Origin of the sequence: Massilia niastensis DSM 21313, assembly GCF_000382345.1 — a bacterium.
In the GTDB taxonomy this organism is placed as follows: Bacteria; Pseudomonadota; Gammaproteobacteria; order Burkholderiales; family Burkholderiaceae_D; genus Telluria; species Telluria niastensis.
This window is the reverse complement of sequence record NZ_KB908076.1, coordinates 93,623-107,392: the sequence shown is the minus strand read 5'-3', so window position 1 is coordinate 107,392 and position 13,770 is coordinate 93,623. Positions and strand designations below refer to the sequence as shown.

The 13,770-nt window shown below is 66.8% G+C and carries 7 protein-coding genes; all 7 read right to left on the bottom strand.

The features are described from left to right. Nucleotides 1-5 precede the first annotated feature (5 nt). The 7 genes from H162_RS0100470 to xdhA all read right to left on the bottom strand — a co-directional run bounded on the left by H162_RS0100470 (nt 6) and on the right by xdhA (nt 13,657). Entirely contained in the window at nt 6-1,697 is a 1,692-nt protein-coding gene (locus H162_RS0100470) for a bifunctional metallophosphatase/5'-nucleotidase (RefSeq protein ID WP_020651473.1), read from the bottom strand. Nucleotides 1,698-1,899: 202 nt separating this feature from the next. Beyond that, on the bottom strand, nt 1,900-5,277 hold the full coding sequence (locus tag H162_RS0100465; RefSeq protein WP_020651472.1) for a TonB-dependent receptor: 3,378 nt from the start codon (nt 5,275-5,277) through the stop codon (nt 1,900-1,902). 561 nt (nt 5,278-5,838) lie between these two features. Then, nucleotides 5,839-7,338, bottom strand: coding sequence for an amidohydrolase family protein (locus tag H162_RS0100460; RefSeq protein WP_020651471.1), 1,500 nt, complete (start codon nt 7,336-7,338; stop codon nt 5,839-5,841). Nucleotides 7,339-7,544: 206 nt separating this feature from the next. Beyond that, nucleotides 7,545-8,855, bottom strand: coding sequence for a guanine deaminase (gene guaD / locus H162_RS0100455; RefSeq protein ID WP_020651470.1), 1,311 nt, complete (start codon nt 8,853-8,855; stop codon nt 7,545-7,547). Continuing rightward, nucleotides 8,855-9,847: a xanthine dehydrogenase accessory protein XdhC gene (gene xdhC, locus H162_RS0100450; RefSeq protein ID WP_020651469.1), complete on the bottom strand. Its 993-nt coding sequence runs from the start codon at nt 9,845-9,847 to the stop codon at nt 8,855-8,857. The genes guaD and xdhC overlap by 1 nt, the downstream gene beginning before the upstream one ends. Continuing rightward, the gene (gene xdhB / locus H162_RS0100445) at nt 9,847-12,186 is read right to left on the bottom strand and encodes a xanthine dehydrogenase molybdopterin binding subunit (protein WP_020651468.1); all 2,340 of its coding nucleotides are present in this window, start codon (nt 12,184-12,186) and stop codon (nt 9,847-9,849) included. The genes xdhC and xdhB overlap by 1 nt, the downstream gene beginning before the upstream one ends. Nucleotides 12,187-12,196: 10 nt before the next feature. After that, nucleotides 12,197-13,657, bottom strand: coding sequence for a xanthine dehydrogenase small subunit (gene xdhA / locus H162_RS0100440; protein ID WP_020651467.1), 1,461 nt, complete (start codon nt 13,655-13,657; stop codon nt 12,197-12,199). Nucleotides 13,658-13,770: the final 113 nt, after the last annotated feature.

Here is a 13,770-nt window from a genome sequence, read left to right as displayed (position 1 = left end):
GATTGTCATTGGGCCTTGAGGATGCGCGGGGCCGCTGCCGCCTGCGCGACGCCCTGCCCTTCGTTCTTCTTCAGGTAGTCGGTGAAGGCGTCGAGGTCGAGCAGGCCGGTTTCGAGGCGCTGCGTGCCCTTGGCGAATTCGGGGAACAGGTCGCCGCCTTCGGCGAGGAAGTTATTCGCGACCACGCGGTAGGTGGCGCCATCCTGGAGCGGCGCGCCGTCCAGCTTCACGCTGCCCGGCACCACGCGCTGGCCGACCGGACGCTTCTCGTCCCACTGGTAGCTGAAGCCCCGCGACACCTGCAGCATCGAGACGGGGGCCGCCGCCGGACGCGCCCATTGCTGCTCGAGCAGGGTGCGGATCTGGGCGCCGGTCAGGTCCATCACGACCAGGGTATTGCCGAAGGGGAGCACGGCCTGGGTCTGGCCGAAGGCGGCGACCTTGTCCTCGCCCGCTTCCAGGTCCTTGCGGATGCCGCCTTCGTTCATGAAGCCGATCCGGGCGCCGACATTGCGCGTGGCGTCCAGGACCGCGTCGGCGATCAGGCCGCCCAGCACCGATTCGCCCGCCGCGTTCTGCTTGCGCAGCACCGGCGCCTGCGCCAGGCGCGCCACCGGGCGGCTCAGCGCGGCGCGGCTGCGTTCCTTGACCGAGGCGATGAAGGCGCTCATCGTCGGATCGGCCGGATAATCGCCCGGCTTCATCACGACGTTGGCGACCTGGATGTCGCTGGGCACGCCGGCGCCCTTCTCCACCTTCATGGCGATGCGCGTCAGCAGGTGCCCGTACGAGGCCGCCTGGGTCACGATGCGGCCCTCCACATTGCACAGGTAGCTCTGGTGCGAGTGGCCCGAGATCACCAGCCTGATCGCCGGGTCGAGCTTCTTCACGATGCCGACCACCGGTCCCTGCAGGTTGGCGCAGCCGGCTTGCATCGGATTGTCCCTGGTGGTGCCGCCTTCGTGCACCAGAGCGACGATGACGTCGGCGCCTTGCGCGCGCATGGCGGGAATCGCGCGGTTGATCGCTTCGGCCTCGTCGCCGAACGCCAGGCCGGCGATGCCGGAGGCCATCACCACCGTGTCCGTCGCCTGCAGCACGACGCCGACCAGGCCGACCTTGATCCCCTTCACCGTCTCGATCCTGAAGCCCGGGATGAAGGGCTGGCCGGTGGCGCTGTCGACCACGTTGGCGGCCAGGTAGGTGAATCTGGCGCCGCCGAAGCTCGGCCCCATCTGGCAAGCCTTGGCCGGACGCGGCGAATCGCAGCCGCCGTGCTGCTGGCGCAGCAGTTCCTTGCGGCCGGCGTCGAATTCATGGTTGCCGACCGCGCTCGCGCGCAGGTCCAGCAGGTTCATCGCCTCGATGGTCGGCTCGTCCGCCCACAGCGATGACATGGCCGGGCTGGCGCCCACCAGGTCGCCGGCCGAGACGAACAGCAGGTCCTTGTCTTCCTTGCGCCAGGCCTGCAGCGCAGCCGCCACGGCTTCGGCGCCGCCGGCGCGGATGGACTGGGGCGCGGCGCCGTCCTTGCCCTGCAGCGTGTAGCGGCTCGGCTCGAGGTTGCCGTGGAAATCGTTCATGGCGACCAGGTTGATGGTCACCGGTTCGCGGCTGGCGGTGGTGGCGCAGCCGGCCAGCAGCAGCGCCAGCGTGAGGGTCGAAAGGCTTGCGCGGACGCGGCGCGGGTCGGTCATGATGGTCCTTTGTGAGTGCATACCGGGAGGGGGCCTGCCGGGAGGGATAGTCCCGGAGCGACGCGCATTATTGCACGCGGTTTTTGTCGCGCACATCCTGACCATGGCTGGCCTGGCGCCGCATGCCCCCTCACCCTTAGAAGAAAAAACGGCCGGTGTTTCCACCGGCCGCTCTGGCTTGCGTCATGACGGGATCAGACGATCAGAACTCGTACTTGACGGTTGCCTGGATTGCCCACTGCGACTCGCCCTTGGCCTGGCGGACGTCCAGGCTCTCCACTTGCGGACGCACTGCGTACACATAGCGGCCCTGGGCATCCATGCCGGCGTAGTCCACGAAGCTGCGCGCCTGGCCACCGGCCGACTGGAACGGCACTTCGTAGATCCGGCCCCACTTCTTGTTCAGCAGGTTGCCGAAGTTCAGGATGTCCAGCGAGAACACAGCCTTGTTGCGGACGAAGAAGCCCGGGATTTCCTGGCTGATACGCAGGTCGAAGCTGTTGGTCCACTTGGCAAAGCTGCCGTTACGCTTCACGACGCCGCCGGCGGCGCCCTTCAGCTGCTCGTCGGCATTGACGATATCCCAGAACTTCTGTTCGTTCACCTTGCTGGTCGCGGTGTCGCCGTAGAACACGACTTCGCCGGAACCGAAGGCGCTCGGGATGTACATCAGGTCGTTGCCGGCCAGGCTGTCGCCGTTCATGTCGTTGTTGAAGGTCCAGCTGAACGGCTTGCCCGAACGGCCTTCATAGAAGATGCCGAGGCGGGTGTTGTAGCTGCCGAAGAACTTCTGCTGGAAGTTCAGCAGCGCGTTCACGCGGTTCTTCACGACATAGCTCGAGGTCGCGGCGACTTCTTCGTTCGGGTTGAATACGGAGCGGCCGGTGAAGTTCGAGTTCGAGGTCGACGAGGTCAGCGGCGAGACTTCGGTCGCATCGGTGTGGCTGAAGGCCAGCGACCAGCCGAAGCCCTTGGTCAGCGGACGCGACAGCGACACGGTGGTGATCTTGGCGCGTCCCTCGTCGGTGCCCTTGGCCAGCAGCACGTTACCGTAGCTCAGGTTGCTCAGCGCCTTCGAGGTCACGCAGCCCGAACGCAGGTTGACGGTACCGTTGGCCACCGAGAAGCAGGAGGCGTCGCGGCCACCGGCGTTCCAGAACAGCTGACGGCCATCCGAGCCGGTCGCGGTCGCTGCGCCCAGGTTCAGGTTTTCGTAGTAGATGCTGTCCTTGTTCTTGGTGTACAGGTACTCGGCGCCGAACACGATGCCGTACCACGGCAGTTCGGTTTCGAATGCCAGGTTGGCCTTCCAGATCGACGGCTGCTTGAAGCTCGGATCCAGGATGTCGACGTTGGCCGCCGGGGTCACGCCAGGCACGTTCGGCTGGGTGGCCGGGTTGATGCTGAACAGGCCGTCACCGGTCGGGCACTTCACCGCGCCGGTGGTCGAGCAGCTCACGAAGCGGGTTGCGACGCCCGGGTTCGAGAACGGGTTCGACATCCACACGGTCGCCGCCGCACCCTGGAACAGGCCGACGCCGCCACGCAGCTGGGTCGGACGCGGCTGCTTGTCGAAGCGGTAGTTGAAGCCGAAGCGCGGCTGGACCAGGTCCTGGCCGTCGATGGTGCGGGTGTTGTCGAAGCCGAAGCCGCCGGTCTGGCGCGCGCCGGTTGCCGGGTTGCCGGCCACCACAGGCTGGGCCACGGCGGCGTTGGCCAGCGGACGGCCGCCGACGTCGTTGCGGTCATAGCGAACGCCGTAGGTCAGGGTCAGCTGGTCGTTGACGGTCCAGGTATCCTGGAGGAACAGGCCGGTGTTCTTGACTTCGAACTGGGCGGCTGCCTGGGACAGCGAGGTACCGGCTGCCGGGACTTGCACGTTGTAGAAGGTCGGACGGCCACGGCGGAAGTTCTCCAGCACGGAAGCCTCGATCTGGGCAGTGCTTGCGCGGCCGCAGTCGGCCAGGGCGCCGAAGCTGTAGAAATTTGCATCGGTCGAGGCGATGCAGCCGAAGGTGTACTGGCCGTACACGCCCTGCAGGAAGGCGTTGTAGACCTTGTTCTTCGTGTGGTCGGTACCGAACTTGATCTCGTGGTCGCCGACGATCCAGTTGGCGCCCGCGTAGATGTCCTTGGTATCGGTGCCCAGCACGTTGTTGTGACGGCTGTACTCGGTACCGAAGTTGATGAAACGGTTACCGGTCGGCGTGCCAGCCGGTGCACCGGCAGGCAGCGGGCCCGAGAACTGCAGCGAGACGGCCGGCATGGCGGTCGCGTTCTGCGGGACCGAATCGTAGGAGCGGGTCGAGAACTTCAGCTCGGTCGAGAAGGTCGGGGTCCAGTCCGAGAACAGCTGGGCGACCACGGTCTCGATCGATTTTTCCTGGCGGTAGAAGCTCGACGAGAAGCCGATGCCGGTCGCCGAGAAGCTCGGGAAGAACGGCTCGCTCTGGTCGGTCTTGGCGTAGCGCAGGTTGGCGCGGTGGTCGTCGTTGATGTTCCAGTCGAACTTGACCATGCGCTCTTTCGAGGTCATGGACGAGCCGTCCGCCACGGTCGGGCCGCCGATGTCGGCGCCGTAGACGCTCTGGGCGATGTTCTGCGCAGCGGCGATCGACGACTGGGTGATGCCGACGGTGGTGCCGGCATCGCTGCCGATCGGGCCGAAGGCCGGACGCGAGCGCGAGCTTTCGAAGTTCTCCGCCAGGGCGAAGATGAACAGCTTGTCCTTGACCAGCGGGCCGCTGGCCCACAGGCCCTTGGTGGTTTCCTTCGACTTCGGCGGTTCGCTGTAGGTGTCGTTGGTCGGGTTGTAACGGTCGCCCGACATGGTGTCGTTGCGGAACACGTAGTAGGCGCCACCCTTGTAGCTGTTGGTGCCCGACTTGGTCACGGCGTTGATGTTGCCGCCGGTGTAGCCTTTCTGGGTCACGTCGTAGTTGGCGACGTTGACCTGCACCGACTGGATCGCTTCGATCGAGATCGGCTGGCGCGCGGTCGGGCTGCCGTTGGCTTCCAGGCCGAAGGTGTCGTTGATCGCGACGCCGTCGATGGTCAGCGAGTTGTAGCGCGAGTTCTGGCCGGCCACGGACAGTTCGCCGCGTTCCTTGTCGGTCTGCGACACGCGCGGGTCGGCACGGGCGTAGTCCTGCAGGTTGCGGTTGATCGATGCCTGGGTCTGCAGTTCGGTGTTGCTGATCGCGGTGCCCGCGCCCATGTTGTTACGGGTGAACAGTTCCGAGCGGACGGCGGCGCCGGTCACGGTCACGGTCTGCATCGACGAACCCAGGGTGGCGTCGACCGCCGCGGTCTGGGCCAGCTCGACGTACACGTTTTCGCGACGTTCCGTGACACCGTCCTTGGTGATAATGATCGTGTAGGGACCGCCGACGCGCAGGCCGCGTGCGACGTAACGGCCTTCAGTGTCCGTGGTGACATTGCTGACAGAACCCGACTCGGCGTGAACGATCTGCACCTGGGCGCCGGCAGCCGGCTTGCCGTCTGCGCTGGCGATGCGGCCGCCGATGGCGGAGGTGGTGTTCTGTGCGAACGACGGTGATGCCGCCAGTGCAACCGACAAAGCCAGCGCCAACTTTGTAAGCCGGATCTGTTGTTGAGTGATCATTGATTACCCCAAAAAGAACTTAATAGTTATTTATGGATACCCTATGGGCATCCCTCTTTACAGTACTGCAATCTAGTGGTGCGGCATTGGTGCGCCGGCGGGCCAGCCAAGCAGACGGCGGCGATTGTAACGTTCCCATATGTCAACGAAGTTACATGGCGGAGTGACAACATCAAGCCTCGGACATCGTGGCCAATATGCATGAGTGTTAACAACGCGGCAAATTCGTTTTCCTTTAATTATTTATAGCTTCCGCAAATAAATACATCAAAGGCGCCATTGTTACGTCACGGATTCAAGAGTTTCCCCAAGAAAATTCACAGGCGGGATTATACGGGCGGCGTTCTCAAGCGAAATTTTTTTGCTTAAAAATTCAGCAAAGCCGTGATGTGACAAGACATTTTGTCGCATGAAGACGACAAATGTTTGTTCCGTGACAATCTATGGTCAAAAAGTCACAGGGCTGGCGTAACCGGGAGGTGGTCCGGACGGGGCGTCCGGACCGGGAGGCAGGAATTACTTCGAGGGCTTGGCGGTCTTCGCCAGGGCCGCGACCCTGGCTTCGAAGGCTGCAAAACGCTGGTCGAGCTGGCGGGTCAAGCGTTGCTTTTCTGCCACGGAGAGGAAGGCATAGCGGATGCTGTTGTACGACGTCCGCTTCATTTCCGCATAGGCCGGCTTGTAGCGGCTGGCGAACAGCACGTACTCGTTCGACAGCGTGTGGCGGGTCACGCCGGCGTCGTCGGTCGAGATCACATAGGGCACGCCGTATTTACGGTACAGGTTGATCGGGTGGTTCGCGCCCTCGACACCATTGATGAAGGCATTCGAGGTCAGGTTGATCTCGACCGGAATATCGTCCTCGCGCATCTTCTTCATGATCTCGGGTGCATTGCTCTCATGCACCAGGTCGAGGCCATGGCCGATGCGGTGGGCGCCCGCCACCACCAGGGCCTGGTCGATGTGGAACTTCAGGCCTTCCGGCGGCACGTCGCCCATGGCCAGCTCGCCCGCATGCATCGCCACCTTCACCTTCGGATAGACCGACTTCAGGAAGCGGAACATCTTCATGTGCAGGGTGTAGTCGCGCATCGAGACATTGGCGCTTTCCTGGCCGACGATGTTGACGCCCACGATCTTGTCGTTCATGGTGGCGGCCTTGAAGCCCGACACCATCGACGAGAACACCTGCGACGGGTTCAGCAGGCGCAGCACATAGGTCTGGTAGCGCATGGTGAAGCGCTCGTCGTCGATGCCTTCGGCCGCTTCCTGGATCCTGGCCACGAAGTCGCTGGTGGACCTGGCGAAGGCCGGGTCCTGCTCCAGGGCGCCGAGCGCGGCGCGCAGCTCGGCCTCGAGGGCGGCGTTGTTGTCGACGTTCAGCCAGGCCTTCTGGTCGAAGTCGGCATTGGCGACGAAGGGCGAGAGCTTGAACATGGTCTCGATGTAGCCGACGTTCTCGGCGATCGCGCGCTTTTTCAGTTCCTGCAGGCCTTCGCGGAAGTTGGCGTTCGAGACCGGGCCGAAGAAGCCGAAGGTCTGGAAGAACAGGCGGTCGGGCGGCGGCTGGAGCGCGCCATGGTTGGCGAAGTCCTTGTTCGACCAGCGCTGCAGCAGCTCGCGGAAAGTATGGTCGTCGGCATAGACTTCGGCGCTCGACAGGCAGTTGCGCTCGGCGGCCGGCTTGGCCCGCTCGGCGGCGATCACCGCCTTGTCGGTCTCGATGCGGTAGGTCTGCTTGTTCACGCACAGGCCCTGCTTGTCGAGGAAGTCCACGTACTGTTCGGCGTAGACCGAACCCGAGTAATGGTGGTGCAGGTCGCCGCCCTTCGGCATCTGGGTGAAGAACAGGGTCAGCTCGGCCACCTTCGGCTGCTCGCCGGCGATCAGGGATGCGTAGTGGCGCGCGGTGGCGGCTTCATTGGCGCTGGCGGCCGGGCTTCTGGCCCAGGCCGGCTGGCAGGCGCCGGCGATGGCCAGCGCCAACATGACGCTGCCGGTCAATGTCTTGTGCATAAATACTCTCAGGATGGGTTGGCGGCGGCGCAGGGGCCGCCGGATGGCTCGCGCAACTCTAACTGCTTCATTAACCGTTTGCAATATTGTAGGGTGGGCGGATTCCGCCCACGCGTAGATAGTTAGCGGCCAGATCTTCGAGCGCGATACCGGAACCGATACCAGTCGACGCGTGGGCGGGAATCCGCCCACCCTGCAAAGCTCCCTCAGGCGTCGCGTGTATGCACCTGGCGCCCGGCCGAATAGGTCGCGGCGATCGTGCGGTCGTCGCCCAGCAGCGCCAGCGCGAACAGCAGTTCCTCCAGCGAGTTGCAATGCCCGGTGCGGCGCGCCAGCAGCGGGGTCGCCTTCGGATCGAGCACCACGAAGTCGGCCTCCGCGCCCGGCGCGAAGCTGCCGATCGTGCCCTCCAGGCCCATGCTGCGCGCCGCGCCCAGGGTGGCGAGGTAGAACATGCGCAGCGCCGGCAGGTAGCTGCCCTTCAGGCGCGCCACCTTGTAGGCTTCGTTCATGGTCTGCAGCATCGAGAACGAGGTGCCGGCGCCGACGTCGGTGCCGAGCGAGAGCAGCGCGCGGGCGCCGTCGGCGCGCTCGAAGTCGAACAGGCCGCTGCCCAGGAACAGGTTCGAGGTCGGGCACACCGCCGCCGCCGAACCGGTGGCCGCCATCCGCGCGAAGTCCTCGTCGTCGAGCCAGATGCAATGGCCGAACAGCGCGCGCGGGCGCATCAGGCCGACCCGTTCGTAGACGTCCAGGTAGCTGCGCGCCTGCGGGAACAGTTCGCCGACCCAGCGGCATTCGTCCTTGTTCTCGGACACGTGGGTCTGGATGAAGGTGTCGGGATAGGCGGCCGCCAGCTCGCCGGTCAGGCGCAGCTGGGTGTCGGTCGAGGTGGGCGCGAAGCGCGGGGTGATCGCGTACAGCGAGCGGCCGCGCTTGTGCCACTTGTTGATCAGGGCTTCGGTCTCGCCCAGGTCGCCTTCGAGGTCGCGCAGGAAGTCGGGGCAGTGGCGGTCCATCAGCACCTTGCCGGCCACCATGCGCAAGCTGCGCGCTTCGCTGGCCTCGAAGAAGGCGTCCACGGAACCCGGATGCACGGTGCAGTACACCACCGCGGTCGTGGTGCCGCAGCGCAGCAGCTCGTCGAGGAAGAATTCGGCCACCGAACGCGCATGCGCCGGGTCCGCGAAGCGGCGCTCGGTCGGGAAGGTATAGGTGTCGAGCCACGGCAGCAGGCCCGGCGCCGGCGAGGCGATCATGTCGGTCTGCGGGTAATGCAGGTGGGTGTCGATGAAGCCGGGCGAAATGAGCTTGCCGCGGTAGTCGTGCGCGACGACGCCGGGCGGCAGGCTGCCGAGCAGGCTGGCATGGTCGCCGGCGGCCTTGACCCGGCCATCCTCGACGACCAGCAGGCCGTCTTCATGCCAGACGGCGGCCCGGTCGTCGAACGCCGGATCGGCGCGGAAGTAGAGCAGGCTTGCTCGGTAAGCCTGCACGTTGTTTGGTACGGTGGACATCAGTTGGATTCCGAAGAGGCTACAGGGTGGTCGGCGGCTTCCCAGACGCCCAGGAGCTGGGCCGCGACCGACGCGGCGATCACGGCGGGCGCCTTGCCCGCGATGCCGGGCAGCCCGACGGGGCAGACCATCGCCTCGAGGCGGGCGGCGTCGACGCCGCGTTCGCGCAGGCGGTGCTCGAACTGGCGGCGCTTGGTATCGGAGCCGATCAGGCCGAACCAATCGGCGCCAGGACGCGACAGTATCGCGTGGCACAGGCGCAGGTCAAGTGCATGGCTATGGGTCATGACCAGGAAACTGGTGCCGGGCGCGGCGCTTTCCACCAGCGCCTCGGGGGTATCGGTGGCCTCGACCGTCACATTGCCCGGCAGCGCGGCCGGGAACAGGTCGTCGCGTTCGTCGACCCAGGTCACGCGGCACGGCAGCTCGCCGAGGGCGCGCACGATGGCGGCGCCGACATGGCCGGCGCCGAACAGCATCAGGTGGGCGCGCGGCGCCAGCACGGCGTCGACCAGCCAGCGGCGTCCGCCCTCCTGCTTCAGCACATGGGTGCCGCTGTCGCGGGCGAACGACAACGCCGCGGTTCCGGCGAAGCGGCGCCCGGCGCCGTCGCACAGCGCCCAGTCGGGCTCGCCGTCGAGCGCCGCCAGGCGCCAGGTATCCTCGTTGCGGCGCTGCGCCAGCAGCGCCATCTGGTCGGCGTCGACAGCTTCGAAGGCCAGATGGGCGATGCCGCCGCAGCACTGGCCCAGGCTGGGACCGAGCGCGAAGCGTTCCAGCCGGCGCATGCCGCCCTTCCCGCCCTCCTCCAGCATGGCGCGCGCGATCTCCAGCGCGCGGTGCTCGAGGTGGCCGCCGCCGATGGTGCCGTGGAAGACGTCGCGTGCCACCAGCATCTTCGCGCCGGGTTCGCGCGGCACCGAGCCTTCGGTCGCGGCGACCGTCACCAGCACCGCCGGCGCGGCGCGTCCGGCTGTCAGCCAGTCGTCCATCAGGCGCTCCGCAGGCTGGCCGCTTCGACGGCGGCGACGGCATTCAGGATTTCCTCGCTGGTCGCCGGCGCGTTCAAGGGCGGGTTGAACCGGTGGCCGCCGACCGCCGAGATGGCGTCGCGGATCGCGAAGAAGACCGAGAACGGCAGCAGCAGCGGCGGTTCGCCGACCGCCTTCGAGCGGTGGATGCTGTCGGTCGCGTTGGCGTTGTCGAACAGGCGCACGCGGAAGTCTTCCGGGCAGTCCGACACGGCCGGGATCTTGTAGGTGGACGGCGCATGCGTCATCAGCTTGCCGGCCGGGTTCCACCACAGTTCCTCGGTGGTGAGCCAGCCCATGCCCTGGATGAAGGCGCCTTCGACCTGGCCGATGTCGATCGCCGGGTTGAGCGAGCGGCCGGCGTCGTACAGCGCATCCGCGCGCAGCAGCCTCCACTCGCCGGTGAGGGTGTCGACCACCACTTCCGAGACCGCCGCGCCATAGGCGTAGTAGGAAAACGGATGCCCGCTCATGGTCTTCGGATCCCAGTGCAGGCCGGGAGTGGCGTAGAAGCCGTCGGACCACAGCTGGACCCGCGCCAGGTAGGCCTTGGCCACCAGTTCCGCGAACGGCAGCGCCAGCTCGCCCACGAACACGGTATCGGCCGCGAAGCGCACTTCGCTGGCCGCGCCGCCGTACTGCTGCGCGGCGAAGGCGGCCAGGCGCTCGCGGATCCTGCGCGCCGCGTCCTGCGCGGCCTTGCCGTTCAGGTCGGCGCCGGTGGAGGCGGCGGTGGCCGAGGTGTTGGCGACCTTGCTGGTATTGGTGGCGGTGGCGCGCACGCGCGCCAGGTCCACGCCCAGTTCGTGCGCGACCACCTGCATCACCTTGGTGTTGATGCCCTGCCCCATCTCGGTGCCGCCATGGTTGACCAGGATCGAGCCGTCCACGTAGACGTGCACCAGCGCGCCCGCCTGGTTCAGGTGGGTGACGTTGAAGGCGATGCCGAACTTGACCGGCGTGAGCGCCAGGCCCTTCTTGAGCACCGGGCTGGCGCGGTTGTAGTCGGCGATGGCGGCGCGCCGCGCGCGGTAGTCGCTGCTCTGCTCCAGCTCAGCGACCAGCTCGTGGATCACGTTGTCGGTGACCTCCTGGCCGTAGGGCGTGACATTGCGATCAAGGCGGCCGTAGAAGTTCAGGCGCCGGATGTCGAGCGGGTCGCGTCCCAGGTCGCGCGCGATCTCGTCGATCACGTACTCGATCGCGATCGCGCCCTGCGGCCCGCCGAAGCCGCGGAAGGCGGTGTTCGACTGGGTGTTGGTCTTGCCGCAGGCGGCGCGGATCTCGACGTCGGACAGGTAGTAGGTATTGTCGAAGTGGCAGACCGCGCGGGTGGCGACCGGGCCCGACAAATCGGCCGAGAAGCCGGCGCGCGTGACCATGTCGACTTTCGCCGCCAGGATGCGGCCCGCATCGTCGTAGCCGACTTCGTACAGGTAGTGGAAGCAGTGGCGCTTGCCGGTGACGAGCATGTCGTCGTCGCGGTCGGCGCGCAGCTTGACCGGGCGGCGCAGGCGCGCGGCCGCGATCGCGGCGCTCGCCGCCCACAGGGCCGACTGCGACTCCTTGCCGCCGAAGCCGCCGCCCATGCGGCGGCACTCGACCACCACGTGGTGCGAGTGCAGGCCGAGCGCATGCGCGACCACGTGCTGCATCTCGCTCGGGTGCTGGGTCGAGCAGTACACGTGCATGCCGCGGTCCTCGCCGGGAATGGCGTAGGCGACCTGGCCCTCGAGGTAGAACTGTTCCTGCCCGCCCACATGCAGCTCGCCCTTCACGGTGCGGGGTGCGCCGGCGAAGGCTTGAAGCGCGTCGCCGCGCGCCAGGCGCATCGGCGGCAGCACATACGATGCGGCGGCGCGCGCTTCCTGGGGCGTGAGGATGGCCGGCAGGTCTTCGTAGTCGACCCTGGCCAGGCGCGCCGCGCGGCGCGCATTGTCATGGCTGTCGGCGACCACGATGAAGATCGGCTGGCCCACGTACTGCACCAGGCCGTCGGCCAGGATCGGATCGTCGTGGATGATCGGGCCGCAATCGTTGGTGCCGGGGATGTCGGCGGCGCCCAGCACCGCGACCACGCCGCGGCTGGCGCGTACCGGTTCGAGGTCGATCGCCGCGATGCGCGCATGCGGGCGCGCCGACAGGCCGAGCGCCGCGTGCAGGGTGCCCGCCAGCTCGGCGATGTCGTCGGTATAGGTGGCCTGGCCGAGCACGTGCAGCTCGGCCGATTCGTGCGGCCGCGCGCGGCCGACTTCGGTCCAGGCCGAGTTCGTCAGGATCGGGGCGCCTGCGTCGTTCATGGTGTTCTCCTCAGGCCGCGAAGGCATTGACGGCGCCGGCCGGCAGCGGATCGGCCGTGCGCGTCTCGAACCAGAAGCGGCGCAGCAGGTTCCGGGCCGCCTGCATACGATACGTGCTGGAGGCGCGCATGTCGCTCAGGGGCGTGTAATCCTGCGCCAGCGCGGCCATCGCCGCGCGCAGCGTGTCCTCGTTCCAGGGCTGGCCTGCGAGCTGGCTTTCGGCGCCGGCGGCGCGCTTCGGCGTCTCCGCCATGCCGCCGAAGGCGATGCGCGCACTGGCAATGACATCGCCGTCGAGGGTGATGGCGAAGGCGGCGCACACCGCGGAGATGTCCTGGTCGAAGCGCTTGGCCAGCTTATAGGTGCGAAAACGCAGTCCGGCGCGCGGCAGCGGCACCCGCAATGCGCGCACGAATTCGCCCGGGCGCAGGTCCTTCCGCTGGTAGCCGAGATAGAACTCCTCGAGCGCCAGCACGCGCTCGCCGTCCGCGCCGCCCAGCACCAACTGGGCGCCGAGGGCGATCAGCCAGGGCATGGAATCGCCGATCGGCGAGCCGTTGGCGACATTGCCGCCCAAGGTACCCGCATGGCGGATCGGCAGCGAGGCGAAGCGCTGCCACAGTTCGGACAACTCGTCCGGGTAATGGCGGCACACCGCCGCGTAGGCGTCTTCCAGGCTGGCGCCGGCGCCGATCTCCAGCATGCCGTCCGCCTCATGGACGGTCTTGAGCGCCTCGACCTGGCCGAGGTAGATGATGTCCTCCAGGACGCGCATCTGCTTGGTGACCCACAGGCCGACGTCGGTCGACCCGGCCAGCAGCACGGCCGTCGGGTATTCCGCGCGCAGCCGCGCCAGCTCGTCCAGGGTGCGCGGCGCGTGGAAGCGCTGCCCCTGCGCCGCATAGCTGAAGCCATGGCTGCGCTGCAGGGCGCGCAGGCGCCCGGCCAGCGCGGCGCGGTCGAAGCCCACCGGCGGCAGCTCGACCATGCGGCGCGCGGCGTCGATGATCGGCCGGTAGCCGGTGCAGCGGCACAGGTTGCCCGAGAGCGCGTCGTTGATCTCGCAGCGCGAGGGCGGGCGTCCCTCCTGCTTCAGGTACATGCCCCACAGCGACATGGCGAAACCCGGGGTGCAGAAGCCGCATTGCGAACCATGGCACTCGACCAGCGCCTGCTGCACCGGGTGCAGGCTGCCGTCCGGCTGCTGCAGGTCCTCGACCGAGAACAGCGCCTTGCCGTCCAGCGTGGGGGTGAACTGGATGCAGGAATTCACGGCCTGCAGCCTGAGTTCGCCCTCTTCCAGCGAACCGATCACCACGGTGCAGGCGCCGCAGTCGCCTTCGGCGCAGCCTTCCTTGGTGCCCGTGCAATGCAGGTCCTCCCGCAGGTGCTGCAGGATGGTCTGCGTCGGGGCCGCGTCGCGCACTTCATGGACGGCGCCGCGGTAAAAGAATCGGATCGGTTCTGACATGCTTGTCTCGCTGTTACCAGGGGCGGAAGGCTACCATTGACGGCCTTTCCTCATATACTCAATTCCTGATATTGATTATCAGAGAATTCGCATAACTACGGGCAATCCCTTTC

Coding starts and splice junctions, on each gene's coding strand:
- H162_RS0100470 (WP_020651473.1), bottom strand. CDS start 1,697: ATGACCGACCCGCGCCGCGTCCGCGCAAGCCTTTCGACCCTCACGCTG.
- H162_RS0100460 (WP_020651471.1), bottom strand. CDS start 7,338: ATGCACAAGACATTGACCGGCAGCGTCATGTTGGCGCTGGCCATCGCC.
- guaD (WP_020651470.1), bottom strand. CDS start 8,855: ATGTCCACCGTACCAAACAACGTGCAGGCTTACCGAGCAAGCCTGCTC.
- xdhC (WP_020651469.1), bottom strand. CDS start 9,847: ATGGACGACTGGCTGACAGCCGGACGCGCCGCGCCGGCGGTGCTGGTG.
- xdhB (WP_020651468.1), bottom strand. CDS start 12,186: ATGAACGACGCAGGCGCCCCGATCCTGACGAACTCGGCCTGGACCGAA.
- xdhA (WP_020651467.1), bottom strand. CDS start 13,657: ATGTCAGAACCGATCCGATTCTTTTACCGCGGCGCCGTCCATGAAGTG.